The sequence below is a fragment of the Pseudomonas sp. LBUM1661 genome (genome assembly GCF_059695925.1).
Window position 1 is genome coordinate 4895895 of sequence record NZ_CP166794.1, and the last position, 26860, is coordinate 4922754.

Annotated in this window: 15 protein-coding genes; 8 read left to right on the forward strand and 7 right to left on the reverse strand. The window is 61.9% G+C overall.

Annotation, left to right across the window (positions count from 1 at the left end; all coding sequences use genetic code 11):
* Positions 1-5: 5 nt before the first annotated feature.
* Genes ACA057_RS22385 through ACA057_RS22400 form a run of 4 tightly spaced genes read left to right on the forward strand, consistent with a single transcriptional unit; the run spans position 6 to position 3567 of the window.
* On the forward strand, positions 6-932 hold the full coding sequence (locus tag ACA057_RS22385) for a metal ABC transporter substrate-binding protein (protein WP_497342418.1): 927 nt from the start codon (positions 6-8) through the stop codon (positions 930-932).
* On the forward strand, positions 929-1765 hold the full coding sequence (locus ACA057_RS22390) for a metal ABC transporter ATP-binding protein (protein ID WP_497342420.1): 837 nt from the start codon (positions 929-931) through the stop codon (positions 1763-1765). Before ACA057_RS22385 ends, ACA057_RS22390 begins: the two co-directional genes overlap by 4 nt.
* The gene (locus ACA057_RS22395) at positions 1765-2664 is read left to right on the forward strand and encodes a metal ABC transporter permease (RefSeq protein WP_003226663.1); all 900 of its coding nucleotides are present in this window, start codon (positions 1765-1767) and stop codon (positions 2662-2664) included. Before ACA057_RS22390 ends, ACA057_RS22395 begins: the two co-directional genes overlap by 1 nt.
* Entirely contained in the window at positions 2665-3567 is a 903-nt protein-coding gene (locus ACA057_RS22400; RefSeq protein WP_497342422.1) for a metal ABC transporter substrate-binding protein, read from the forward strand.
* A 255-nt stretch (positions 3568-3822) separates the two neighbouring features.
* Here the strand turns inward: ACA057_RS22400 and ACA057_RS22405 are convergent, their stop codons facing one another.
* From ACA057_RS22405 to ACA057_RS22425, 5 genes are all read right to left on the reverse strand, one after another.
* Positions 3823-4050, reverse strand: coding sequence for an MbtH family protein (locus ACA057_RS22405; RefSeq protein WP_059402338.1), 228 nt, complete (start codon positions 4048-4050; stop codon positions 3823-3825).
* A gap of 81 nt (positions 4051-4131) precedes the next feature.
* The gene (locus tag ACA057_RS22410) at positions 4132-5544 is read right to left on the reverse strand and encodes an aspartate aminotransferase family protein (protein ID WP_497342424.1); all 1413 of its coding nucleotides are present in this window, start codon (positions 5542-5544) and stop codon (positions 4132-4134) included.
* Between the two features lie 77 nt (positions 5545-5621).
* Positions 5622-6107, reverse strand: coding sequence for a GNAT family N-acetyltransferase (locus tag ACA057_RS22415; protein ID WP_497342426.1), 486 nt, complete (start codon positions 6105-6107; stop codon positions 5622-5624).
* A 222-nt stretch (positions 6108-6329) separates the two neighbouring features.
* Positions 6330-7655, reverse strand: a complete 1326-nt coding sequence (locus ACA057_RS22420) for an ATP-binding protein (RefSeq protein WP_497342428.1) — start codon at positions 7653-7655, stop codon at positions 6330-6332.
* Positions 7652-8332 carry a response regulator gene (locus ACA057_RS22425; protein ID WP_497342430.1) on the reverse strand — a complete coding sequence of 227 codons (681 nt, stop codon included), beginning with the start codon at positions 8330-8332 and terminating at the stop codon, positions 7652-7654. Before ACA057_RS22425 ends, ACA057_RS22420 begins: the two co-directional genes overlap by 4 nt.
* Before the next feature lie 316 nt (positions 8333-8648).
* On the opposite strand from ACA057_RS22425, the gene ACA057_RS22430 reads away from it, so the two are divergent.
* The 4 genes from ACA057_RS22430 to dsbG all read left to right on the forward strand — a co-directional run bounded on the left by ACA057_RS22430 (position 8649) and on the right by dsbG (position 12781).
* Positions 8649-9350 carry a hypothetical protein gene (locus tag ACA057_RS22430; RefSeq protein WP_497342432.1) on the forward strand — a complete coding sequence of 234 codons (702 nt, stop codon included), beginning with the start codon at positions 8649-8651 and terminating at the stop codon, positions 9348-9350.
* An 85-nt stretch (positions 9351-9435) separates the two neighbouring features.
* Complete coding sequence (dsbD, locus tag ACA057_RS22435) at positions 9436-11172, forward strand: protein-disulfide reductase DsbD (RefSeq protein ID WP_497342434.1); 1737 nt, start codon at positions 9436-9438, stop codon at positions 11170-11172.
* Positions 11172-12038 carry a TlpA family protein disulfide reductase gene (locus ACA057_RS22440; protein WP_497342436.1) on the forward strand — a complete coding sequence of 289 codons (867 nt, stop codon included), beginning with the start codon at positions 11172-11174 and terminating at the stop codon, positions 12036-12038. The genes dsbD and ACA057_RS22440 overlap by 1 nt, the downstream gene beginning before the upstream one ends.
* Entirely contained in the window at positions 12014-12781 is a 768-nt protein-coding gene (gene dsbG / locus ACA057_RS22445; protein ID WP_497342438.1) for a thiol:disulfide interchange protein DsbG, read from the forward strand. The genes ACA057_RS22440 and dsbG overlap by 25 nt, the downstream gene beginning before the upstream one ends.
* 73 nt (positions 12782-12854) lie before the next feature.
* Here the strand turns inward: dsbG and ACA057_RS22450 are convergent, their stop codons facing one another.
* Positions 12855-13667 carry an alpha/beta fold hydrolase gene (locus ACA057_RS22450; RefSeq protein ID WP_497342440.1) on the reverse strand — a complete coding sequence of 271 codons (813 nt, stop codon included), beginning with the start codon at positions 13665-13667 and terminating at the stop codon, positions 12855-12857.
* A 193-nt stretch (positions 13668-13860) separates the two neighbouring features.
* Positions 13861-26844 (reverse strand): non-ribosomal peptide synthetase, encoded by a 12984-nt coding sequence (locus ACA057_RS22455; protein ID WP_497342442.1) that lies wholly within the window; start codon positions 26842-26844, stop codon positions 13861-13863.
* Between the last annotated feature and the right edge of the window lie 16 nt (positions 26845-26860).

Consider the following 26860-nt stretch of genomic DNA (forward strand, 5'->3'; position numbering starts at 1 on the left):
TTCCCATGCCTATTTCATCTCAACGTTCATTCTTGCGCCTGCTGCTGGTCGGCCTGTTTGCCTGTCTGCTGACACCATTGGCCAGTGCCGAAGAGGCCAAGCGCTTGCGCATCGGTATCACCCTGCACCCTTATTACAGCTACGTGGCCAACATCGTCGGCGACAAGGCCGAGGTGGTGCCGCTGATTCCGGCCGGTTTCAACCCGCACGCCTACGAGCCCCGCGCCGAAGACATCAAGCGCATCAGCGGGCTCGATGTGATCGTGCTCAACGGCGTCGGTCATGACGACTTCGCCGACCGCATGATCGCCGCCAGCGAAACCCCGAACGTTCCGGTGATCGAAGCCAACGAAAACGTGCCGTTGCTGGCCGCCACCGGTACCGCCGCTCGCGGTGCTGGCAAGGTGGTCAACCCGCACACCTTCCTGTCGATCAGCGCCTCGATTGCCCAGGTCAACAACATCGCCCGGGAATTGGGCAAGCTCGACCCGGACAACGCCAAGACCTACACCCAGAACGCCCGCGCCTACGGCAAACGCCTGCGGCAGATGCGCGCCGATGCTCTGGCGAAACTGACCCAGGCACCGAATGCCGAACTGCGAGTGGCCACGGTACACGCGGCTTATGACTATCTGCTGCGTGAATTCGGCCTCGAAGTGACCGCCGTGGTCGAACCGGCCCACGGCATCGAACCGAGCCCGAGCCAGCTGAAAAAGACCATCGACCAACTGCGCGAACTGGACGTGAAAGTGATCTTCTCGGAGATGGATTTCCCGTCCACCTACGTCGACACCATCCAGCGTGAATCCGGGGTGAAGCTGTATCCGCTGTCGCATATTTCCTATGGCGAATACACCGCAGACAAGTACGAAAAAGAAATGACCGGCAACCTCAACACCGTGGTCCGGGCGATTCAGGAGTCCGGCGCATGACAGCAAAAGAAACCCTCAGCGAATCCCCTGTGGTAGCGGGCTTGCTCGCGAAGGCGTCCCATCAGTCAACATCATCGCTGAATGACACAGCGCTTTCGCGAGCAAGCTCGCTCCCACAGGTTTTGGGTCCGACCCTGGATTTTGCGGAGGTCAGCCTGACCCTCGGCCGCACGACGATCCTCGACCAGGTGACCTTCCAGGTCCAGCCCGGCAGCGTGCATGCGCTGGTCGGCCCCAACGGCGGCGGCAAGAGTTCGTTGATCAAGACCCTGCTCGGGCAGATGCCGCATCAGGGCCGCTTGAGCCTGCAATGGCCGGGCACACCCGGGACCATCGGCTACGTGCCGCAAGCGCTGGAGTTCGATCGCGGTTTACCCATGACCGTCGACGACTTCATGGCCGCCATGTGCCAGCGGCGGCCGGCGTTCCTCGGGCTGAGCAAACACTACGCGGCGGCAATCGGTGAAGCGCTGGAACGGGTCGGCCTGCAGGACAAACGCAAACGGCGCATGGGCGCGTTGTCGGGCGGTGAGCGTCAGCGGGTGTTGCTGGCTCAGGGGCTGATTCCGGCACCACAATTGCTGGTGCTCGACGAACCGATGTCGGCCCTCGATGAGGCCGGTATTCAGGTGTTCGAACGGTTGCTCGGCGACTGGCGCCAGAGCGGCATCACCGTGTTGTGGATCGAGCACGATCTGGAAGCGGTCGGGCGGCTGGCGGATCGCGTCACCGGGCTCAATCGTCGGGTGCTGTTCGACGCCACGCCGAAACAGGCCCTGACGCCGGAGCGATTGCTGACGCTGTTTTCCACCCATCCACGGAGCGTTGCCTGATGAGTTACGAAGCCTTTCGTTTGATGGTTCAGGGCTGGGCGTCTTCGGGTTATCTGCCCGAGGCGCTGGCCTATGGGTTCGTGGTCAACGCGCTGCTCGCCGGTTTGTTGATCGGCCCGGTGCTGGGCGGTTTGGGCACGCTGGTGGTGGTCAAGCGCTTTGCGTTTTTCTCCGAAGCGGTGGGTCACGCGGCGCTGACGGGCGTGGCCATCGGCATTCTGCTGGGCGAACCGTATACCGGCCCTTACGGCAGCCTGTTCGGTTACTGCCTGCTGTTTGGCATCCTGCTCAATTACCTGCGCAACCGCACCGGCCTGGCGCCGGACACCTTGATCGGGGTTTTTCTCTCGGTGTCGTTGGCCCTCGGTGCCAGTCTGCTGCTGATTCTGGCGGGCAAGATCAACGTGCACATTCTGGAGAACGTGCTGTTTGGATCGGTGCTCACCGTCAACGGCAATGACCTGCTGGTGTTGGCCATTGTTGGTTCGCTGGTGATGGCGCTGGCCTTGCCGCTGTACAACCGCATCATGCTCGCCAGTTTCAACCCGCAACTGGCGGCGGTGCGCGGCGTGGCGGTGAAGACCCTGGATTACCTGTTCGTGATTCTGGTGACGCTGATCACCGTGGCGGCGGTGAAAGTCATCGGTGCAATTCTGGTCGGCGCGCTGTTGGTGATTCCGGCGGCGGCAGCGCGTTTGTTGAGCCAATCGCTGAAGGGCTTTTTCTGGTGCTCGGTGTTGATCGCCACGGTCAGCACACTGTGCGGGATTCTCGCGCCGATTGTCTTCGACCTGCCCATCCCGTCCGGCGCCGCGATCATTCTGGTGGCCGGTATCGCCTTTGCCCTCGCTGCTATCGCTCGCGGCGTTGTCCCCAGCCTGAAAGGGAACCTTGGATAAATGTCTTTTTCTCTGCGTCAACTGACTCTGGCTGTAGCTCTGTGTGGGCTGGTCAATACATCTTTTGCGGTCGACGGTGCCAAGCCACTGCGGGTGCTGGCGTCCTTGCCGATCACTTACGGGCTGGGTGAAGTTCTGCTCAAGGGCACTGATGTCAGCCTTGAACGCGCTGCACCGGCCAATCTGCCGGGTAGTCGGCAAACCGCTTATTTCACCGGGCGTGGCGCTCCGGCGCTGGCCAAACTGGCGACTGACGCCGATGCGGTGATTGGTCTGCGGTCGCTGTGGGCGGATGATCCGCTGTACCCGATCTCACGGCGCAGCAATATCCGTATCGTTGAAGTCGATGCTGCCCGCCCGGTGGACGGCGCCCTGCCCGGCATCGCGGTGCAGCCGGGCAACAAGGTCGATGGGTTGAGCAGTCAGCCGTGGTTTTCCAGTCACAACATGGGGCGGATGGCGGATGTGATGGCGGCGGACCTGGTGCGCCTGGCGCCAGCGGCCAAGCCTGCGATCGAGGCCAACCTGGCGGCGCTCAAGCAGCGATTGCTCAAGCTCAGCGCGGACAGTGAGGCGCGGTTGGGCGGTGTCGATAACCTCAGTGTGATGAGTTTGAGTGACCACTTGGGTTATCTGATTGGCGGGTTGAATCTGGAGCTGGTTGGGCTGGATGCGCGGCCAGATGCCGAGTGGACGCCTGAGGCATTGAAGGCGTTGAGTGCGACGCTCAAGGACAATGACGTGGCGGTGGTGTTGCATCATCGGCAACCATCGGAAGCGGTGAAAGCTGCGATTGCCGAGGCTGGGAGTCGGTTGGTGGTGCTGAGTATCGATGCCGATGATCCGGTGGCTGAGCTGGAAGGAAATGTGGATGGGGTGATCAAGGGGTTGAGTGGGGTTTGATGCGAGCGGGCTCGACTGAAGATCCCTGTGGGAGCGAGCCTGCTCGTGAAGGACGTTAACGATGACGCGTTCGAACAGGATACACACCGCGCATTCAAGACCTTCGCGAGCAAGCTTCGCGCCTACAGGGGGAGCGTCGTTTTCAGACGTTGCGTTCGCTTTTGGAAACCGCCACCGGCCAGGCAACACAGATTCCAGACCTGAAAAAGCCCGCTGACCATCACCGGTTCAGCGGGCTTTTTAATGCGCAGTCGATCAGTGCGCCACTGCCGCCTGCTCTTCCATCTTCTGGCGCAAACTCAACGGACGCATATCCGTCCAGGTTTCCTCAATGTAAGCCAGGCATTCCTTTTTCAGCCCGCTCTTGCCCACGGTGCGCCAGCCTTCCGGCACGGCTTTGTAGTCGGGCCAGATCGAGTATTGCTCTTCGTGGTTGACCACGACCTGAAAGAGGATGTCCTCGCGGTCGAATACTGACGTCATGGTATTTCTCCATCGCTGTAGGGTGGGCTGCACTGCGTGCGCAGCCGGTATGTAAAAGGAACGTTCGAGGCGCCGAAAAATTTAGAGGCTGGCGGTGGCAGCGGCCATGGCCCTGCCGAAAATCTCCGCCACCCGATCGATTTCAGCGGCGGTAATCACCAGCGGCGGCAGGAAACGCACCACGCCACCGTGACGACCGCCGAGTTCGAGGATCAACCCACGCTTGAGGCACTCGCGCTGCACCAGCGGCGCCAGGCGCCCGAAAATCGGTGGATGACCCAACACATCCAGCGGCCCCGTCGGATCGACCAACTCAACGCCAAGCATCAAGCCACGGCCGCGAATATCACCCAATTGTGGGAAGTCCCGCTGCAGGATGTGCAAGTGCTCGCTCAAGCGTTCGCCCATGGCGGCGGCGTGTTCGCAGACCTTGTGCTCGATCAGGTAGCGCATCACCGCGGAACCCGCCGCCATCGCCATCTGATTGCCACGGAAGGTCCCGGCATGCGCGCCCGGCAACCAGGTGTCGAGCCAGTCGCGATAGACCACCACCGCCAGCGGCAGGCTGCCGCCGATGGCTTTGGACATCACCACCACATCCGGAATGATCCCGGCGTGTTCGAAGGCGAACATCTTGCCGGTGCGGGCAAAACCGCTCTGGATTTCATCGACGATCAACGCCACCCCAGCCTTCTCGGTGATGCGTCGCAAGCCGCGCAGCCAGTCGAGATCGGCCGGGATTACCCCACCCTCGCCCTGCACCACTTCGACGATCACCGCCGCCGGCAGTTGCACACCGGCCTCGGGGTCATTGAGCAGGTTTTCCAGGTAGTTCAGATTGACCTGCACACCCTGCGCTCCACCGAGGCCAAACGGGCAACGGTAATCGTAGGGATACGGCATGAACTGCACGCCGCTGCTGAGCAAGGCGCCCAAGGGTTTTTTCGGCCCCAGGCTGCCCATCAGGCTCAACGCGCCCTGGCTCATGCCGTGATAACCGCCCTGGAACGACAACACGGTGCTGCGCCCGGTGGCGGTGCGCACCAGTTTCAACGCAGCTTCCACTGCGTCAGTGCCGGTGGGGCCGCAGAACTGGATTTTCGCTTCAGCCGCCAGCGCCGACGGTAGCAGACCGAACAGGTCCTGAACGAATTGATCCTTGACCGGCGTGGTCAGGTCGAGCGTATGCAGTGGCAGTTCATCGGTCAGCACTTGCTGGATCGCTTCGATCACCACCGGGTGATTGTGCCCCAGGGCCAGGGTTCCGGCGCCGGCCAGGCAGTCGATGAAACGTCGGCCTTCGACGTCTTCGACATAAATACCCTTGGCACGTTTGAGTGCCAGGGGAATGCGTCGCGGGTAGCTGCGGGCGTTCGATTCCTGTTGATTCTGACGGGTCAGCAATGGCGATTCGTTGAACTGGTAAAGCGTCTCGGCCGGCGTCGGGGCAACCCGGGCCGACTGATCTTCCATAAGGCTGGTAGCGACTGACATCTCTCGACCCCTCAATAAGGTTTTCCTGTTCTGGAAACGCATCAGGGCCTTGCGGATTTAGACCTGCGATCGGCTTTCTATGAAGGTGTCGCCAGCCCTTTGTGCATGGGAATCGCCTGAAGCCCCGCGACCATGAAGGTTTGGGCGCAGGGCTGGTATCCCAGATGGTGGTAAAACGCCTCGCTGGTTCGGGTGCTGTTGAGGTGCGCGTGGTGCAAACCCTGCTTGAGCAACCAGCCCTCGAGGTCGCGCACCAGCGCTTGCCCGGCGCCCCGGCGAAACCATTCCGGCTGCACGTAACAGAACGCCACTTTGCCGCTGATCGCAGCCATGGCGACCCCGACCGGTTTGTCCTGTAACAGGGCGATATTCAGGTACAGCCGCTGGTCGGTCAGCCAGGCGTTGATGTGTTCGGCGGTTTTGTTGTGGGTCCAGGCCGCGACGATTTTCGCATCGTTGCGGTGGTCGAGCGCGCAACCGACACGGATGGAACGCTCGACAATCCGGCTGATAATGCCGGCGTCGGCAGGGGCTGCGGGGCTGATGTGAATCGATGCATCCATGGCGCTGTCACCTCAATCCATTGAGTCAAAGCTGCGAGGGACGATAGCGCGGCGTTGACCGATGGCCTAATGGAGAGAAGTTACATTTGATGTGCGATACAGATCCCCTGTAGGAGCGAGCTTGCTCGCGATGGATTCATAGGCACCGCGTTTATCCTGTTTAAGCGCGTCATCGTTGACGACTTTCGTGAGCAAGCTCGCTCCTACAGGGGATGGTGGTTTTCAGGCCGGTTGCAACGGCATGGTCAGCTCAACCCGCAGCCCATCCGGCCGGCTGTCGAAACGCAGGGTGCAGCCGCAGCGCTGGACGATGGCCTGGACAATCGCCAGGCCCAGACCACAGCCGGTGCTTTGGCCATTGCGCCAGAAGCGTTGGGTCAGGTGTTGCAGGTCCTCTTCGGCAATGCCCGGCCCATGGTCGCGAACCACAAACTGCACGCGATTGCCGGTGGTTTCCAGGCTCAGCTCTACGGCACCATCGCCCGGCGTATGCCGTAGCGCGTTGTCGAGCAAGTTGCGCAGCGCGGCAATCGAGAGCACGGCGGGCATTTGCACCGGCGCGTGAGAGAGCTTTGGCGGCACCTTGAACTTGATCCGCTGGCGATCACCGCTGGCCGCGTCCTGGATCGCCAGTTTCGCCACTTGCTCGGCGCTGCATTGCACGCCGTCATCGAACGACAGACTGCCCTCGACCCGCGCCAGCAGCAGCAATTGTTCAAGGGTCCGGTGCAAACGGTCGGCGCCCTCTTCGGCCCGGGCCAGGGATTGATCCCGCGCCGCGCCGTCAGTCATGCGCGCCACTTGCAGGTGAGTCTTGATCGCCGTCAGCGGGCTGCGCAGTTCATGCGCCGCATCACCGGTCAGGCGGCGCTCACGCTCGATGGTCTTGCCGATTCGCTGGAACAACTGATTCTGCGTGTCGAGCAAGGGTTGCAGCTCACTGGGCAGCGGCTGGATCTGCAACGGTTCAAGGGAGTCGGCGCTGCGCCGCATCAAGGCGTCGCGCATGCGGTTGAGCGGCGCAAGCCCCTGGCCGATCCCCAGCCACAGCAGGCACAGGCAACCGAGCAACGCCACGCCCACCGGCACCGAAGCCGCCAGCAGGATCGACATGTTCAGGGCTTCGCGTTCGATCTGCCGATCAGCCGTGGTGATACGCAAATCGCCCCGGGCCAGGGTGAAACTGCGCCACGGTGCGCCGTCGATCATCTGGTCGTGGAAGCCCATTTTCTCGGCTTCCAGGGTTTGTTGCGGGTCGGTGTGACTGCGGGCGAGGATTTCACCGCGCAACGAGCTGACCTGACACGCCATGCCGCCCGGGATGTTCAATTGTTCCGCGCTGAAATGGGTGCCCTCGCCTTTGCTTGGCAAGGCCGGCAATTGCTCCATCAGCCCGGCGACCATGCGCGCCGACGCCACCAACCGCTGGTCGAGGGAAAACATCATTTGATTGCGCAAATCGCTGAGCATCCAGGCCGCCGCCAGGGCCCAGATCAGCGCAAAAGCGGCGCCAAGAGTCAGGCTCAGGCGCAAACGCAGGCTCATCACTTTGGTTGATCTCCGCCATCCGCCGGCCCCAGGCGATAGCCCAGGCCGCGCACGGTCTCCACAATGCCATTACCCAGTTTACGCCGCAGGTGATGGATATGAACGTTGAGGGCGTTGCTTTCCAGTTCGTCGTTGAAACCGTAGACGCTGTCTTTCAATTGCTCGGTGGACAGCACTCGGCCACGGTTGTGCAGCAGGGCTTGCAACAGCGACTGTTCACGGCGCGACAGGTCGACCGGCTGGCCGCCGAGCGTGGTTTCGCGGCTGCTTGGGTCGTACGTCAGGGCGCCGTGCTCGATCAGGTTGACGCTGCGTCCCGCCACGCGTCGCAGCAACGTGTGCAGGCGCGCGGCGAGTTCACGCAGGTCGAAAGGCTTGAGCAGGTAGTCGTCGGCACCGGCTTGCAGGCCGTCGACGCGGTCGGTGACCGAATCCCGGGCGGTGAGGATCAGCACCGGCAACTCAAGGCCGTTGTGGCGCAACTGCTGAAGCAGCTTGAGACCGTCTTCATCCGGCAGACCGAGGTCGAGCACCATCACGTCGAACTCGGCCACCTTGAGCATCGCCCGGGCAGCCGAAGCGGTGGCGACATGCTCCACGGTCAGGCCTTGGGCGGTGAGCCCGGCGACGATGCCGCTGGCGATCAACTCATCGTCTTCGCAAACCAGTACGTGCATGGGAGCTCCGTGAGCAAAAAACATGAGTCAAACAGGTGTGGATTAAGCGGCAATTATGGCAAGCGTACGGGCTGACGAATAGCGCGGGGGCTTTCAGGCTGATCAGCCGTTCAAAAACAGCGTTCCTGATATGAACATGCGTCTCGAAAAATATCGACTTATTACAACTTTACTCTGAAATAAACAGCCATTAAAAACGCATACAAAAGAACCCTCCAGATCGGTAGTCTCACACCAACTTCGAAAACAGGCACGCAGCAAAAGCATGCATTCGACGTCACAAAACATATTTCACTTATCTGAAAGGAATCAGATCATGCCAGACCTTAAAAACGTTGTTGCCGTTGATTGGCGCTCCGGAAAAGACCGTTGTTATTTCTTTTTCAAGGACAGTAATACCTACACCCGGTTTGATATTGGCGACAATAAAGTACCTGAGGGATACCCCGCCGAAGTCAACGCCAGTAATTGGGGAAAGTTTCACTCTCATGTGAAAAACCTGCGCTTCGGCTTTACCACCACCAATTTTCAAAACGACCAGGACAGTGGATTTGACGACGATATTCTATGGCTTTTCTATGACGACAACGGCACGCCCATGGTCTGCAGATTCGATCAGGATATTGATGAAGTCAGAAGCACTCACCCAGTTTCCCAAACAGTATGGGCACCGTTGATTCCTCACTTTTACCGCATCGTAGCCGGCACATGGTGGCAACGAACCGGGTACAGCCTGAGCTTTCGATTTCTCATGAATGATGGGCACTCCCTAACCTACGACTACAAACAAAAACGCATCAGACACGAAAGCATCACTCACAACTCCTGGCCCGGACTGTCAGCCTACAAAGACCGGATAATCACGGCCGTGCAAAACGACCGGACGTTGGCTGACAGCTACCTCTACATCTTCCTGACCAACAACCAGTACATTCGCTACAACATGCAGCGCAACCGCGCAGAGTCTGGCCCGATCAATGTCGATGACGAGTCATGGCCGGGTTTGCTGGACGACTGACCCGCCGACAACCTCTGAGGGTTAATCAACGGTTAATCGCCGCCGCTCATTGTGCAGCTCACTTGCACAGAGCCAAGGCTTATCCATGCGTCGACTGTTTGTACTTTTTGTTCTCTTGATCTCGGGTCTGGCCCAGGCGGGAACCAATCCGTTTGAGGCCAAACCCGACTTTCTTCCGGTCGGCAAAGCCTTCATTTTTACCTCCGAACGCCTTGAGTCTGGAGAAACCCAGCTGTTCTGGCAGATTGCCGACGGCTATTACCTGTACCAGAAACGCTTGAAATTCGATGGCTTGCCTGAGCAACACAAACCGGTATTGCCGGAGGGCGAGTCTCACAGCGACGAGTTTTTCGGTGAACAGCAGGTCTATCGCCAAGGCCTGGAACTGAAGATTCCCGCCGGTGCCAGCGGCCAGATCAAGGTCGGCTTCCAGGGCTGTGCCGATGCCGGTTTGTGTTATCCGCCGCAAACCCAGGTCGTGGACCTGGGCGACAGCGCAGCGGTTAACGTGGCCAGCGAAGCGCCGGACCAGGCCTTGGCCAGTGACCTGCAACAACGGGCGCTGGGCTGGAGCTTGCTGGTGTTCTTTGGCCTCGGCCTGTTGCTGGCGTTCACGCCGTGCTCATTGCCAATGCTGCCGATTTTGGCCGGTTTGATCGTCGGCAGTGGCGCCAAACCCAAGCGCGGTTTCGCCCTGGCCAGCAGTTATGTGGTGAGCATGGCGCTGGTGTATGCAGCGATGGGCGTTCTGGCGGCGCTGCTCGGTGCCAACCTGCAGGCGCTGTTGCAGAACCCTTGGTTGCTCGGCAGTTTTGCCGCGGTGTTTGTGCTGCTGGCGTTGCCGATGTTCGGCTTCTTCGAGCTGCAATTGCCGGTGTCAGTACGAGATCGACTGGAGAACGTATCGCGCAATCAGCGCGGCGGCAGCCTGATCGGTGCCGGCGCATTGGGGGCCTTGTCCGGTCTGCTGGTCGGCCCGTGTATGACCGCACCGTTGGCGGGCGCCCTGCTCTACATCGCGCAAAGCGGTAATGCCTTGCATGGCGGGCTGATTCTGTTCGCCATGGGCATCGGCATCGGTGTGCCATTACTGTTGCTGGTGACCGTCGGCAATCGCTTCCTGCCCAAACCCGGCGCCTGGATGAACCTGCTCAAGGGCATCTTCGGTTTCCTGTTCCTCGCCACCGCGTTGCTGATGTTGCGCCCGGTGCTGGATGAATCGTTGTGGGTCGGTTTGTGTGGTGCGTTGCTGTTGATCGCGGCCTATAGCGCCTGGAAGCAGTCGGAAGGTTTCGGTCGCATCGCCCATCTGTTCGGCGCCAGCTCGTTGCTGCTTGGACTGTGGGGCAGCCTAGCGCTGATCGGTGCCGCCGGTGGCAGTAATGACCTGTTCAAGCCGTTGCAGGTGTTCCGCGCATCCAACTCGGCCCTCGCCGCCGTGCAAACGGGCCATGACGCCTTCACCACAATCAAGGACAGCGCCGCGCTGCAACGGGAACTCGATGCGGCCCAGGCTCAAGGCCAGTGGGTGCTGCTGGACTACTACGCCGACTGGTGCGTCTCGTGCAAAGTCATGGAAAAACAGGTGTTCGGCAAAACCAAAGTACTCGAAGCGTTGACCGATGTGCGCTTGCTCCGGCTGGACGTCACCGCCGACAATGCCGCCAGCCGCGAACTGCTCGGCCGTTACAAAGTGCCGGGGCCACCGAGCCTCCTGTGGATCGGTGCCGACGGCGAAGAGCGGCGCAGCCAGCGCATCACCGGCGAGGTCGATGCCGACACTTTCCTGCAACGCTGGACCACCACCCGAGACGCCCGTTAATGCTGACCTTTACCCTCGGCACCTTTGCCATTGCGCTTAACCACCTGCTGCTGATCAGTGCATTGGCACTGGCGACCTTCGTCGGCTGGAGGGTGGCCAAGCGCGGTGGGGAAAATCCCGAGTCGGTGCTGTTCAGCCTGTTCCTGATCGGCATGCTCGCGGCGCGGATCGGTTTTGTTGCCGTGTACTGGACGCACTATCGCAACGATGCCTGGCAGATTATCGACTTGCGCGACGGCGGTTTCCTCGCCTGGCCAGGGGTGATCGCGCTGTTGCTTGCCGCCGTGTATCGAGGCTGGCGTCGCCCGGGCTTGCGCCGGCCCTTGGGTTTTGGCGTGGGCTGCGGCCTGGCGTTCTGGTTGCTGGCGACCTTCTCCCTGAGCATTTACGAACAAGGCACGCGCCTGCCGGACATTGCCCTGCGCAATGCCGCCGGGGAAACCGTGCAACTGGCCGACTACAAAGGCGGCCCGCTGGTGATCAATCTTTGGGCGACCTGGTGCCCACCGTGCCGCCGGGAAATGCCGGTGCTGGAAAACGCCCAGCAACACCGTCCGGACTTGACCTTCCTGTTCGTCAACCAGGCCGAAAGCATGCAAAGCGTCAGCACCTTCCTGGAAACCCAGGGCCTGAGCCTGTCCAACGTGCTGTTCGATGGCGGCGGCCGACTGGGCCAGGCCGTCGGTTCCATGGCGTTGCCGACTACGCTGTTCTATAGCCCCGAAGGTCGCTTGTTGGGCAGCCATCTGGGGGAACTGTCGGAAGCCAGCCTGGCCCGCGCCCTGGAAAACTTCGAGACCCCGAATCCCGCCGTACCGGCCACCTCTTCAAGGAAATTGCCATGCCCCGCCTCCGCCACCTGCTGACGCTGACCCTGGGCGCCGCCCTGCTGCACCTGCCATCGGTGCAGGCTGAAGAGTTGCCCGAGGCGATCAAGAAGATCGAAGCCAAGGGCGCGAAAATCGTCGGTCAGTTCGATGCGCCCGATGGCTTGCGCGGGTATGCCGCGCAATACCAGAACCGTGGCATGGCGCTGTACCTGACACCGGATGGCAAGCATGTATTGCTGGGCAATTTGTACGACGCGGACGGCAATGACCTGAGCGCCGCGCCGTTACAAAAGCTGGTGTACGCACCGATGGCCAAGGAAATCTGGGGCAAGATGGAAGCGAGCAACTGGATCGCTGACGGCAACAAGGACGCACCACGCGTCGTCTACTTGTTCAGCGACCCCAACTGCCCGTACTGCAACATGTTCTGGGAACAGGCGCGGCCGTGGGTCAAGGCCGGCAAGGTGCAGTTGCGGCACATCATGGTCGGCATTATCCGCGAAGACAGTCCGGGTAAATCCGCTGCGCTGCTGGCGGCGAAGGATCCGCAGAAAGCGCTGGAAGACCATGAGAAGTCTGGCAAGGACAGTAAACTCAAGGCATTGAAAGACGTGCCACCGGCGATCCAGGCGAAACTCGCGGCCAACATGCAGTTGATGGAAGACCTGGAGTTGCAGGCCACCCCGGCGATTTTTTACATGGATGACAAGGGCGAGTTGCAACAACAGCAAGGTGCGCCTTCGCCGGACAAGTTGGTGAAGATTCTCGGGCCGAAGTGACCCCATCGGCTTCGCGGGCAAGCCTCGCTCCTACAGGAACGAGGCGTGCCCCCGATGACGTCAGCAAGATCGACTAATTTCGCTCAGCCAAAAACGTCAGCAGTGCCTCAGTGACAAACTCCGGGTTTTCCAGATTGGAAATATGCCCCGCTTCCGGCACCAGCACAGAGGCGCAACCAATCAGCTCGGCCATCTCCCGGGTTTCGCTCGGCGGCCGTGGCTTGTCCTGATCACCGCACATCACCAGTGTGTTCGCTGCATCCAACTCGCCCAGACGCGGCAGCAGATCATCCCGACCAAACGTAATCCGACCCATCGGCACGATGCTTTCGCGCAGGCGTTCCGGCGGCAGCGCGGCCAGTTTCGAGCGGAAATCCTGATACAGCGCCGACTGCGGATCGATGCCCGGGCGGAAGAAGATCGGCACCACGATATCCAGCAACTGCGGCGAGATCACGCCGGTGTCTTCGATCTGTTTGAACAACGAGAAATAATACTGACGAGTCGGTTCCGGCTCGACACCGAGATAGGTGTCCATCAGCACCAGCCCGTTGAGCCGCTGCGGTGCCGTCAGGGCCAGACGCGCGCCCCACATGCCGCCAACCGACAGACCAACGAGCGTGACCCGATCGATATCCAGATGATCGAGCAGAGCCAGTGCCTGGCGTGCGATGTCATCCAGCGACGTCGTACCGGCGGGCAGCGGCCCGGATTCGCCGTGGCCCCAGAGGTCCAGGGCGATCACCCGATAGTGTTCCGATAACGCGGCAATCTGCGGCGCCCACATGGCCTGGTCCCACAGGTAACTGCCGGCCAGCAGCACCGCCGGGCCAGTGCCTTGATCAATGTAGTGAAGGGCTTGTCCGTCCAGGGTTACGAAGGGCATCAACTGTCTCCTTTGTGAAGGGAATTCACCAAAAAAAGCAGAGGCAGCCTGAGCCGAGCAGAAGCAGCAGTCAACGCGCAAATCTGCGCAAATTGTACCGACGCCTTCGCGAGCAAGCCCGCTCCCACATTTGACCGCGATCTAATGTGGGAGCGGGCTTGCTCGCGAAGGGGCCAAGACAGACGCTAAAGAATCAAAGGCCCTCCAACTCCGCCATCAGGTCATTCAACCGATCCACTTTCTCCTCGGTGATGTCACTCGCCGCCAACCCGTCGATGTACTCGGCCAGCTCCTCCACCGTGCTGCATTCGAACATCGCCCGCAGCGGCACATTGCGTTGCAGGGCTTTTTGCACTCGAGAAGCAATTTGCGTGGCCAACAACGAATGCCCGCCCAACTCAAAGAAATGGTCGCGAACACCGACCTGCTCGACCTTCAGCACTTCGGCCCAGATATCCGCCAGGGTCTGCTCCAGGTCATTGCGCGGCGCCTGGTAATCCTGGCTCTGCAACTGGCCGATCTCCAGCGCCGGCAAGGCCTTGCGATCGAGTTTGCCGTTGGCATTCAGCGGCATCTTGTCCAGCCACAGCCAGTGCAACGGCACCATGTATTCCGGCAGTTCGGCGCGCAGGCGTTGCTTGATGCGCTCCAGGCGTTCACTTGGATTGAGTGCCGAATCAGCCGCCACCAGATAACCCACCAGGTGTTTGCCGTTCACGCCGTCCTGCACGCCGACCGCCGCTTCGCGGACTTGCGGTTGTTCGTGCAGACGCGCTTCGATTTCCCCCAGTTCGATGCGGTAACCGCGAATTTTCACCTGATGGTCAATCCGGCCAACGTATTCAAGGACGCCATCACTGCGACGACGAGCCAGGTCACCGGTGCGATACAGGCGATCCCCCGGCGCGCCGAACGGGTTCGGCACAAAGACTTGAGCGGTGCGCAACGGATCGCTCACATACCCGCGCCCCACCCCGGTGCCGGCGACGCACAACTCGCCTACCGCGCCCAGCGGCACCAGCTCCAGCGCGCCATTGAGCAGGTACAAACGGTTGTTGTCGGTCGGCGTACCGATCGGCAAGTAACTGCCGCGCGTCGAGGCCATGTCGACGCGGAAGAACGCCACGTCGTCCGAACATTCCGCCGGACCGTAGGCATTCACCAGCCCGATGTCCGGGTAGCGCAGCAGCCACTGGTGCGCCAGTTCCGGCGGCATCGCCTCACCGGTCGGCAGCATCCAGCGCAAGCCGTCCAGGCTCATCCGCTCCTGGGCGAGAATGCCCTGGATCAACGACGGCACGCTTTCCAGCACGGTGATGCCTTGGGACGAAACATGACTCAGCAAACCCTGTGGATCATGAGCAATGGTATTCGGCACGATATCCACCCGAGCGCCAAACAACGGTGCGGCGAGGAACTGCCAGACCGAAATGTCGAAGCTTTGCGAGGCGGTCTGGGCGATCACATCCGTGGCGCTCAGGTTCAGGTACGGCACCTTGCTCAACTGGTTATTGAGCATGCCGCGTTGCTCGACCATCACGCCCTTCGGCAACCCGGTGGAGCCCGAGGTGTAGATCACGTAGGCCAGGTTATCCGGGGCGCTGTAGATCCCCGGGTTTTGCACCGACACATCGCTCGCTTGCACGTCTTCCCAGACCAACAGCTTGGGTCGAAAGGCACAAGCGAACTCGTCCAGCAACGCGACGGCCTGTTCACGGCACGCTTCGGTGCAGACCAGCAACGGTGTACGGCTGAGGTCGATGATCCGGCTCAGGCGCTGACTGGGCAGGCCCGGATCCAGCGGCAGGTAACCGGCACCGGCCTTGAAGCTGCCGATGATCATGCCGAGCAAATCGAGGTTACGTTCCGCCAGCAACGCCACCGGTTGATCGAGCCCGACACCGGCCGCGATCAACGCATGACCGAGACGGTTGCTGCGCTGGTTCAGCTCGACGTAGCTGTGCAGCCGGTCGAGGCAACTGGCGGCAATCCGCTGCGGATGCTGCGCGACTTGCGCTTCAAACAACTCGACGTAGCTTTTTTCCAATGGGTAGTCGTGTTCGCTCTGGTTGCAGCCATGGATCAGGAAGTCCTGCTCCTCGGCGCCCAGCAGCGGCAGATCCGCCATGTCGCCGTGGAAGCCTTCCACCAGCGCCAGCAGCAACCGCTTGAACTCGCCGAGCATGCGCTCGATCGTGGACTCATCGAAGTATCGCTGATCGTAGGACAGGTGCAGGCCCAGGTCATCGCCCGGATAGCAGACCGCCGTCAGCGGGAAGTTGGTGTGGGTGCGGCCCGAATCCGAAGTGGCATTAAGGCTTTGCGCACGGTCCAGCACCGAGACTTCCACCGGGGCGTTTTCGAACACGAACAGGCTGTCGAACAGCGGCTGGCCTTTGGGCAGTTCGCTGTTTTCCTGAATGCTCACCAGCGGCAGGTATTCGTACTCGCGCAGTTGCATGTTGCTGTCGAGCAAATCACTAAGCCACTGACGAACGCTGCAACGCTGATCGTCTTCGGGCATTTTCACCCGCAGTGCGATGCTGTTGATGAACAGCCCGACCGTGCGTTGCATCTCCGGCATGTCCACCGGACGCCCGGCCACGGTAACGCCGAACAGCACGTCGCGGTCACCGCTCAAGCGCCGCAAGACCAAGGCCCACGCCGCTTGGGCGAAGGTGTTGATGGTCAGTTGATGGGCCTGCGCCAGCTCCCGCAGTTGCGCACCGTCACGGGCATCGAGTCGGGTGTAGCGGTCGCCGACGATCATGCCGCCGCTGTCACCGGCGTGTTCACGCAGGAACGGTCGATCACTCGGAATCGGCGTGGTCCGTTCGAAGCCTTGCAGGTTGGTTTTCCACCACTGCCGCGCTTCGGCCAGGCTCTGGCGTTGCAGCCAGCCGATGTAGTCGCGGTAACGCGGCGGCACGGCCAGTTGCGCTTCGCGGCCTTCGCCCAGCGCGGTGTAGATTTCAAAGAAATCGTTCATCAGCAGCGAACGGCACCAGGCATCGATGAGGATGTGGTGATTGCTCATCATGAACCAGTAGCGCGCTTCGCCAACCTTGATCAGACGCAGGTGAAACGGTGCCTGGTTGAGCAGATCGAAACCGGCCTCGCGCTCGTTTTTCAGCAGCGCCTGCAACTTCGGCTCCTGTTCGGCCTCAGCGATAGCGGTCCAGTCGAGGTAGTCGATCGGCGTGCTGCCCGGCTTGTGGATCACTTGCAGCATGTCTTCGCCAACGTTCCAGCAGAACGACGCACGCAAGGCTTCGTGGCGGGCAATCACCGCTTGCCAGGCCTGGGCGAAACGTTGCGGATCGAGTTCGCTGTTGATGCGGTAGCGATCCTGCATGTAGTAGAGGCCGGTGCCCGGTTCCAGCAAGGTGTGCAGCAGCATGCCTTCCTGCATCGGGGTCAGCGGGTAAACGTCTTCGATGAGCGCCGCCGGCACCGGAAGCGCGTCGAGTTGCACTTGCGTCAGTTTCGCCAGCGGGAAGTCCGATGGCGTCAGGCCACCCACATCGTTCTGCAGGCAATGCTCGATCAGGCCCTGCAATTCGCCGAGGTAGGCGTCCGCCAGTTCGCTGATGGTTTGCGGGTCGTGGCGTTCGGCGCTGAAGGTCCAGCGCAATACAAGCTCGCCGCCGTAGACCTGACTGTCGACGCTCAGCTCGTTAGGCAGCGGCGCTTTCGGATCGTGTGCGGCTCCCACCGGCTCATCCAGGGGACGGAACAGCGCGTCACTGCCGAAGCTCTGGTCGAACTGGCCGAGGTAGTTGAAGGTGATCGGCGCTATCGGCAGCGCGGCCATGGACTGCCGGCATATATCATCAGCCAGGTAACGCAGCACGCCATAACCCAGGCCTTTGTGCGGCACGGCGCGCAGTTGTTCCTTGATCGCCTTGATCGACGCGCCCTGCCCGCCCGCTGGCGTCAACCGCAGCGGATAAGCGCTGGTGAACCAGCCGACGGTGCGGGTCAGGTCGATCTCGTCGAACAGGGTTTCGCGGCCGTGACCTTCCAGTTGGATCAACGCCGATTCGTCACCGCTCCAGCGGCACAGCACGCGAGCCAATGCGGTCAGCAACAGGTCGTTGACCTGAGTGCGATACGCACTCGGCGCCTGTTGCAGCAATTGCCGGGTGCGCTCGCTGTCGAGGCGCACGCTGACGGTTTGCGCATGACGATTCTGCCGGCCGCCCTCGGGGCGATCACACGGCAACCCGACACGTGGACCGGCCAGTTGCGCTTGCCACCAGCCCAGTTCTTCGCGCAGGGATTCGCTGCCGGCGTACGCTTGCAAACGTGCGGCCCAGTCCTTGAAGGCGCTGGTTTTGGCTGGCAGGTTGACCGTCTGTTGCGCGGTCAATTGGCGATAGGCGATTTGCAGATCGTCCAGCAGCACGCGCCACGACACCCCGTCCACCACCAAGTGGTGAATGGCGATGAACAGCCGCTGCTGGTCCCTCGGTGCATCGACCAACAGCGCACGCATCAGCGGGCCCTGTTCGAGGTCGAGGCTGCGCTGGGCATCGGCGAACAGCGCCGCGCATTTATCGAGGGAGGGAACGCGCACTTGCCAGAGCACCGCGGCATCGGACACCGCCTGATGCTCGGCCTGCCATTGCCCAGCGGTATCAGTGAAACGCAGGCGCAAGGCGTCGTGCTGCTGGATCACGGCCAGCAGCGCCGCCTCCAGACGATGGGGCTCCAACGTCCCGGTCGGTTCCAGCAGCAACGCCTGGTTCCAGTGTTGGCGCTGCGGGATATCCGTGTCGAAGAACCAGTGCTGGATCGGCGTCAGGCGCGATTCGCCCGTGAGCAAACCTTGCTCGGCCGTGACCTGTTCGGTGCGGGTCGCCACGGCGGCGAGGGTCTGCACGGTCTGGTGCTGGAACAGGTCTCGTGGGCTGAAGTGAATGCCCTGCTGCCTCGCACGGCTGACCACCTGGATCGACAGGATCGAGTCGCCACCCAGTTCGAAGAAATTGTCGTTGAGGCCGACCTGTTCGACGTTCAGCACGTCGCACCAAATGCCGGCCAGGGTCAGTTCAAGTTCGTTGCTCGGCGCCACGTAGTGCTGACGATTCAGCTCCGGGTCCGGTGCTGGCAACGCGCGGCGGTCGAGTTTGCCGTTGGCGGTCAGCGGCATGCTGGCCAGCAGGATCAGGTGCGTCGGCACCATGTAATCCGGCAGTTGCGATTTGAGGTGATTTCTCAGGGTCTCGCGCAGTGCAGCGTGTTGCGCTTCGTCCTGCTCGGCGACGTCGGTGACCAGATAGCCGACCAGTTGCTTGCCACTGGGTGCGTCGAGCGCCAGCACCACGGCTTCTCGCACGGATGAGTGTTCCAGCAGACGGGTTTCGATCTCGCCCAGTTCAATGCGGAAACCGCGAATCTTCACTTGATGGTCGATGCGGCCGAGGTATTCCACCAGACCGTCGGCACGCTGGCGCACCAGGTCGCCGGTTCGGTAGATACGCCCGCCATCGGCGGCGAACGGATCCGCCACAAAGCGCTCGGCCGTCATCCCCGGACGCTGATGATAACCCTGGGCCAGCCCGGCGCCGCCGACGTACAACTCGCCGGTCGCTCCTTGTGGCACCAACGCCAGATCGGCGTCGAGAATGTACGCCACGCGCGCGCCGATCACGCTGCCGATCGGCACACTGCCCAGGCCTTCTTCCAACTGTTCAGGCGCCAGACTGGCCAGCGGCATGACCACGGTTTCGGTCGGCCCATAGGCGTTGAAGAACAGGCTCGGCTTGAACGCGGCACGAATCCGTTGCAGGTGTTCGCCCGTCAGGGCTTCACCGCCGGTGATGATCATGCGCACCGGCAGGGTTTCGTTTTGCGTGGCCAGCCATTGCGCCAATTGGCTGCCATAGCTTGGGGTGAAGCCGAGGATGTTGATGTTGTGCCGGCGAATCAGGCCGCAGATTTCTTCCGCATCCCATTGGCCTTGCGCACGCAGAACCACTTGCGCGCCGCTCAGCAATGGCACCAGCAGACGCTCGGTGGCGGCGTCGAAGTTGATCGAATAGAAATGCAGCTCGCAATCATCCGGGCGCATGCCAAAACGCTCGATGACCGCTTGGCAATGCATGGCGATTTCACCGTGGGAGACCACCACGCCTTTCGGTTTGCCGGTGGAGCCCGAGGTGTAGATCAGGTACGCCTGATGCTGCGGCAGGCTGATAAACGGCAGCTCGGTGGCCGGGTAGTTGGCCAGTTCGGCGGCGTCTTCTTCCAGGCACCAGCGGGCCACGGTCGAAGGCAATTCGCCCAGCGCCTTGAACATCGCCGCATCGCTGAGCAGCAAACCGATGCCGCTGTCTTCGATCATGTAATGCAGGCGATCCAGCGGGTATTCCGGGTCCAGCGGCACGTAGGCGCCGCCGGCCTTGAGGATCGCCAGCAGGCCGACGACCATCTCCAGCGAACGCTCCAACGCCAGACCGACGCGAACCTGGGGGCCAACGCCACGCTCACGGAGCATCCACGCGAGGCGATTGGCACGGCAGTCGAGTTCGGCGTAGCTCAGGGTCTGCCCGGCGAAGGTCAATGCCGGTGCGTCCTTGCGCACCAGCGCCTGCTCGCTGAACAGGTGATGAATGCACTGATCCAGTCGGTGTTCGCCCGGCTCGATGCCGAGACTATCGAGCAGGTTTTGCTGTTCTCCCGCCTGCAGCAACGGCAGTTCACTGAGGCGCTGTTGCGGGTCGGCCAGCAGCGCTTCCAGCAGGTTGCGCCAGTGCCCGGCCATGCGCGCAATACGCGGTTCATCGAACAGATCAGTGCTATAGGTCAGGCAGCAACCGAGGCGATGGTCGAGGTCGGTGACTTCCAGGTTGAGGTCGAACTTGGTCGCCCGGGCATCGTTGGCCAGGTACTCGACCGTCATGCCGGCCAGGGTTCGGCTCTGCTGGAATTCCCAGCGCTGCACGTTGCACATCACCTGGAACAACGGGTTGTAAGCCGCGCTGCGCGTTGGCTGCAAGGCTTCCACCAGATGATCGAACGGCAGGTCCTGATGGGACTGACCTTCGATCACGGTATGGCGCACCTGCTCGAACAATTCAACCACGGACATCTGCCCGTCGAGTTGGCAACGCAGCACTTGGGTGTTGAGGAACGCACCGATCAGCCCTTCGCTTTCCGGACGAATGCGGTTGGCAACGGGGGCGCCGATGCGCAGGTCGGTCTGGCCGCTGTAGCGGTAAAGCAGTACAGCGAGGGCGGCGGTCATGGTCATGAACAGCGTCAGACCGTTCTGCGCGTTGAAGGCGCGGACCCGTGCGGCGAGGTCATCGCTGAGGTCGAAACGGAACAGTTCGCCCTGATGACTTTGTACCGCAGGACGCGGACGGTCGCCCGGCAACTCCAGCAACGGATGTTCGCGGCCCAGTTGCGTGGTCCAGTAGTCGAGTTGACGTTGACGCTCGCCGGACTCCAGCCACTGACGTTGCCAGACGCTGTAATCCAGGTATTGCACCGGCAGCGGCGCCAGCGGCGATTCACGGTCATCGACGAACGCTTCATAAAGCGCGCTCAACTCACGGGCGAAGATGTCCATCGCCCAGCCTTCGGTGACGATGTGGTGCAGGGTCAGCACCAGGTAGTGTTCCTGCTCGGCGGTCTTGACCATGCACGCGCGCAGCAGCGGACCGGTTTCCAGATCGAAAGGCGTGTGCGCTTCACCGTCGGCCAGTTGCTGCACCTGCCATTCGCGGCTGGCAGCGTCCAGTGTCGAGAAATCCTTCCAGTCCATGCGCATCCCGGTGTCCGGATGCACCTGTTGCCGGGCCACGCCGTCGACGCTCGGGAAGGTGGTGCGCAGGGTTTCGTGACGCATGATCAGCGCTTGCAGCGCCGCCTCGAAACGCCCGACATCCAGCACTCCGCGCAGCCGCGCCATGCCGCCGACGTTGTAGGCCGGGCTGTCCGGTTCCATCTGCCAGAGGAACCACATGCGCTGCTGGGAATAGGACAACGGCACCGGTTGGCTGCGATCGACCTTCTCGATCGGCGGCTGTTTATTGGTCTTGCCGCTGACCTGGATCAGCCGAACCTGTTCGGCGAACGCGCCCAGTTCACTGTTCTCGAACAGTGCCCGCAGCGGCAGTTCGACGTCGCAGGCCTGGCGGGTGCGGGAAATGATCTGGGTGGCCAACAGTGAGTGACCGCCGAGGGCGAAGAAATCGTCGCGTAGACCGACTTGTGCAAGGCCCAGCACTTCGCGCCAGATACCGGCGATTTGTTGTTCCAGTTCAGTGACCGGTTCGACGTGTTCGCGCACCTGCCATTGAGGTTCCGGCAAGGCGCGGCGATCGAGTTTGCCGCTCGGGCTCAGGGGCATTTCGTCCAGGCGCATCAGCTGCGCCGGGACCATGTAGTCCGGCAGCTCGGCCGCCAATGCGGTTTTCAGGCGGGTGGTTTGAGCGTCTTCGGTTTCGCTGCTTTCACTGGCGGTGTAGTAGCCGATCAGCTGTCCACCGGCCGAGGTCTCACGCACCAGCACCACGGCTTGGGCAACGCCGTCCTGGGCCAGCAGACGCGCTTCGATTTCTTCCGGTTCGACACGAAAGCCGCGCAGTTTGACCTGCTGATCGAGACGGCCGAGGTATTCGATCACGCCATCGGCGGTCCAGCGCGCACGGTCGCCGGTGCGGTACAGACGCGCGCCCTGCTCGCCCAGCGGATCGACGACAAATCGTTCGGCGGTCAGGCCGGGACGGCGCAAATACCCTCGCGCCAGCCCGATGCCGCTGATGCACAGTTCACCCGGCACACCGGCCGGCACTGGGTTGAGGTCACTGTCGAGCACGCGGCAAATGACATTGCCCAATGGCCGACCAATCGGTGAGCGCTCGCCATCGGCGCTGGTGCAATGCCAATGGGTGACGTTGATCGCGGTTTCGGTCGGGCCGTAGCGGTTGTGCAGTTGCACCGCCGGCAGTTGGTCGAGCACGCGGTTACGCAACTCGGCAGGCAAGGCTTCGCCACCGGAGAACACACGGCGCAGGCTGGTGCATTCGACGCTCAGCGGTTCGTCGATGAACAACGCCAGCAGCGGTGGCACGAAGTGCAGCGTGGTCACGCCGTACTGTTGAACCAGCTGCGCGATGCGGTGCGGATCGCGATGTTCGCCGGGGCCGGCGATCAGCAAACGGCTACCGGTGATCAGCGGCCAGAAGCACTCCCACACTGACACGTCGAAACTGATCGGCGCCTTTTGCATCAACACGTCGGTGTCGTTCAGGCGGTAGGTGTTCTGCATCCATTGCAGGCGCTCGGCGAGCGCCGCGTGGGTGTTGCCGACGCCCTTCGGCTGGCCAGTGGAGCCGGAGGTGTAAATCACGTATGCGAGGTTGTCGCCGTGCAGGTGCAGACCCGGCGTGTGGCTCGGCCAGCGCTCCAGATGCAGGGCGTCCATGGCGATCACACTGACGCCGTCGCTGGCCGGCAAGCGGTCGAGCAATTGGGTTTGGGTCAGCAGCAATTCGACGCCGCTGTCGTTGAGCATGTAGGCCAGGCGCTCGGCCGGGTAATCCGGGTCCAGCGGCACATAGGCGCCACCGGCCTTGATGATTGCCAGCAGGCCAATCAGCAATTGTGGCGAACGCTCGGCGGCGATGGCCACGCAAACGTCCGGACCGACACCTTTGTCGCGCAGGTAATGGGCCAGGCGGTTGGCCTGGGAGTGCAATTCGGCGAAGTCGAGGTGGCCGCCTTCCCACATCAGCGCAGTGCGTTCCGGGGTCAGGCGCGCTTGTTCGTTGAGCCGTTCCGGCAGCCATTGGCTGGCGGGCGTGCACGGTGCGGTGCTCCAGTTTTTTTGCTGATCATGTTCACTCGGCGTCAGCAGTGGCAGGTTGGCGATGGCGGTTTCCGGCTGCGCGCAAATCGCTTGCAGCAGATTGCTGAAATGTTCGGCCAGACGCTCGATGGTGGTGACATCAAACAACTCGCTGGCGTAGTCGAAGGACAGGCTCAGGCGACCGTTTCGGTCTTCTTCACTGTGCAGTTGCAAGTCGAACTTGGCTTCGCGGCTGTGCCACGGCAGCTCTTCGGCCAGCAGCCCCGGCAAGCGGCGCAAGGCGCTGAGGTCGCGTTGCTGATGGTTGAACATGACCTGGAACAAGCCTTGTTCGCGCGCCTGCGGGAAGGCTTCAAGCAGTTGTTCGAATGGCAGATCCTGATGCGCTTGGGCGCCCAATGCCGCCTGACGGGTTTGCCCCAGCAGCTCCGTGAATGGTCGCTGCGAATCCACTTCGGCGCGCAGCACCTGGGTGTTGATAAAGAAGCCGATCAGCCCCTGGGTTTCCAGGCGTGGACGGTTGGCATTCGGCACGCCGATGCGAATGTCGCGCTGGCCGCTGTAGCGGTGCAGCAGGCTCTGGAACGCGGCGAGCAGCAGCATGAACGACGTCGATTCATGGGCCTGGGCAGTCTGGCGAATGGCGTCGCTCAGGGTGGCGCCGAGCTTTATGGAATGGCGGGCGGCAGTGTGTGTGGATTGCGCTGAGCGTGGATGATCCGTCGCCAGACTCAGGGTCGGATGCTCATCGCCCAACTGCGCTTTCCAGTAAGCCAGTTGCCGCTCGCCCTCCCCTTGCGCCAACCATTGACGCTGCCAGCTGCCGTAGTCGGCGTACTGCGTGGGCAGGGCCGCAAGCGTCGCTGTTTGCCCTTGGGACGCGGCAGCGTACAGGCGTGAGAACTCGTCGATCAACACGTTTAGCGACCAGCCGTCAGCGATGATGTGGTGCAGGGTCACCAGCAGTTGATGGTCCTCGTCATCAAGGCGCACCAACGTCACCCACAGCAGCGGGCCTTTCTCCAGATCGAACTGGGTACGCGCTTCGTCCTCACGGATTTGCAGCGCGCGCGCTTCACGCTCGGCGACAGGCAAGTCGCTGATGTCGATCAATTGCAGATTGAACTCGGCGGCGGCATCGACCTGTTGCAGCGCCACGCCGTCACGCTCGAGGAAGCGCGTGCGCAAGGATTCGTGCCGCTCGATCAACTGCTGGAAACTGGCGTGCAAGGCGTCTTCATCCAGTTCGCCGCGCAGGCGCAAGGCGCCAGGAATGTTGTAGGCGCTGCTCTGCGGGTCGAGTTGCCAGGTGATCCACAGACGGTTTTGCGCCAGGGATTGCGGCATGGCTTCGGTGCGCGACAGCGCGGTGATCGTGCCTTGGGCGAGGCCGCCATCCTGTTGTTGCTGGGCTATGGCAGTGGCGAATGCGCCGAGGGTCGGCGCTTCAAACAGCAGCCGCAGATTGAGCTCCAGGCCGAGTGCTTCGCGCAGCCGCGCTACCACTTGAGTCGCGGCGATGGAGTTGCCGCCGAGCAGGAAGAAGTGATCGTCGGCGCTGACTTGCTTGACGTTCAGCTGCTCGCACCAGATCTGGCCGATCAAGGCTTGCAGCTCTGAGCCCGATTCGGTGTTTGCTGCGCTTTCGCTGACCGTCGACGGGAACAGCGCGTAGCTGTCGAGGCTGCCGTCCGCCAGGCGATTGCGGCACGCCGAGCGTTGCAGTTTGCCGCTGGAGGTCTTCGGCAATGCACCTGGATTGAGCAGCACCACCACGCTTGGCGCTTGCTGATACGCCTCGGCCACGGCTTGGCGAATGGCTTTGATCAATGCCTCGGGCGGGAGGATTTTTTGCACACTGCGGCTGATTTCCGCGGCGATGCCGATGCCTTCCTCACCGTCGATATTCATGGCGAACGCGGCGACGCGACCTTTACGCACGACCTCCACTTCGCGTTCGATGGTCTGCTCGATGTCCTGCGGATAGAGGTTGTGACCGCGAACGATCAGCAGGTCTTTCAGGCGCCCGGTGATGAACAATTCACCGTCGCGCATAAAGCCCAGATCGCCGGTGCGCAGCCAGGTTTTTCCGTTGTGTTGCACGAATGTCTTGGCACTGGCTTCGGGGTTGCGCCAGTAGCCATGGGCGATGCTCGGCCCGGCGGCCCAGACTTCGCCGACTGCATTGACGGCCAACTCGTCGAGCGTAATCGGATCGACAATCAGCACCGCGTGATCTGGCTGGCTGATGCCGCAACTCATGATCGCCGCGCCCTCGCCCGGCTCGGCACGGTTTTGTGCCAGCGCCTGATCATCCACGCGCAGGTTGCCAATCCCTTGGCCACGCGGGCTGCCAGCGACGAACAGCGTGGCTTCGGCCAGACCGTAGGACGCCATGAAACTGTCCGGCGTGAAGCCGCAACTCGCAAACTTCTCGGCGAAGCGTTCCAGGGTGTCGAGGCGAATCGGTTCGGACCCGGAATACGCCACGCGCCAGCCGCTAAGGTCGAGGCGCTCCAGCGCTGATTCGCTGACGCGCTCGCTGCACAATCGATAGGCGAAATCCGGCCCGCCGCTGATGGTGCCGCCGTACTCGCTGATCGCTTCCAGCCAACGCAACGGGCGGCCGAGGAAGTAGGCTGGCGACATCAATACGCACGGCACGCCACTGAAGATCGGTTGCAACAGACCGCCAATCAGGCCCATGTCGTGGTACAGCGGCAGCCAGCTGACGATCACATCGTCGGGGTTCAGATCGATGCCGAAACCGTGGCGGATCAACAGTTCGTTGGCCACCAGGTTGCCGTGGCTGACTTGCACACCTTTAGGCAGCGCGGTCGAGCCGGAGGTGTATTGCAAGAAAGCGATGTGATCGTCGCGCAGGTCCGGCGCGATCCAGTGTTTGGCAAACGTGCTGTCGAGCGTATCGACACACAGCAACGGTGGTGCGCCTTCGATTTGCAGTAACGCATCGCGCAGGTCGGCGCTGGTCAGCAGCAGACGTGGTTCGGCATCGCTGATGATCGACAGCAAACGCTCCTGATGATGACGACGGGCCGACTCCGGCGGATAGGCCGGCACCGCGATCACACCGGCGTACAGGCAACCAAAAAACGCCGCGACGTAATCCGGGCCGCTGGGAAACAGCAGCACCGCGCGATCGCCAAACGCAGCCTGGGCCTGCAACGCGCCGGCAATCGTTCGCGCTCGCTGATCGAGTTCGCGATAACTGAGCACCACAGCCTGATCCTGGGTTTCGGCGAGAAAACGCAAGGCCACCCGGTCCGGCGTCAGGGCCGCGCGGCGCTGGAGGGCTTGGACCAGATTGCTGGGGAGTTCGAACGCGTCGGTCATGAGGTTTCCTGCCTGA

Bases quoted from the DNA above. Each gene is read 5' to 3' on its own strand.
- dsbG (WP_497342438.1), top strand. From the start codon at position 12,014: ATGCCCCGCCTCCGCCACCTGCTGACGCTGACCCTGGGCGCCGCCCTG.
- ACA057_RS22425 (WP_497342430.1), bottom strand. From the start codon at position 8,332: ATGCACGTACTGGTTTGCGAAGACGATGAGTTGATCGCCAGCGGCATC.
- ACA057_RS22385 (WP_497342418.1), top strand. From the start codon at position 6: ATGCCTATTTCATCTCAACGTTCATTCTTGCGCCTGCTGCTGGTCGGC.
- ACA057_RS22430 (WP_497342432.1), top strand. From the start codon at position 8,649: ATGCCAGACCTTAAAAACGTTGTTGCCGTTGATTGGCGCTCCGGAAAA.
- ACA057_RS22400 (WP_497342422.1), top strand. From the start codon at position 2,665: ATGTCTTTTTCTCTGCGTCAACTGACTCTGGCTGTAGCTCTGTGTGGG.
- dsbD (WP_497342434.1), top strand. From the start codon at position 9,436: ATGCGTCGACTGTTTGTACTTTTTGTTCTCTTGATCTCGGGTCTGGCC.
- ACA057_RS22440 (WP_497342436.1), top strand. From the start codon at position 11,172: ATGCTGACCTTTACCCTCGGCACCTTTGCCATTGCGCTTAACCACCTG.
- ACA057_RS22410 (WP_497342424.1), bottom strand. From the start codon at position 5,544: ATGTCAGTCGCTACCAGCCTTATGGAAGATCAGTCGGCCCGGGTTGCC.
- ACA057_RS22450 (WP_497342440.1), bottom strand. From the start codon at position 13,667: ATGCCCTTCGTAACCCTGGACGGACAAGCCCTTCACTACATTGATCAA.
- ACA057_RS22390 (WP_497342420.1), top strand. From the start codon at position 929: ATGACAGCAAAAGAAACCCTCAGCGAATCCCCTGTGGTAGCGGGCTTG.
- ACA057_RS22455 (WP_497342442.1), bottom strand. From the start codon at position 26,844: ATGACCGACGCGTTCGAACTCCCCAGCAATCTGGTCCAAGCCCTCCAG.
- ACA057_RS22405 (WP_059402338.1), bottom strand. From the start codon at position 4,050: ATGACGTCAGTATTCGACCGCGAGGACATCCTCTTTCAGGTCGTGGTC.
- ACA057_RS22395 (WP_003226663.1), top strand. From the start codon at position 1,765: ATGAGTTACGAAGCCTTTCGTTTGATGGTTCAGGGCTGGGCGTCTTCG.
- ACA057_RS22415 (WP_497342426.1), bottom strand. From the start codon at position 6,107: ATGGATGCATCGATTCACATCAGCCCCGCAGCCCCTGCCGACGCCGGC.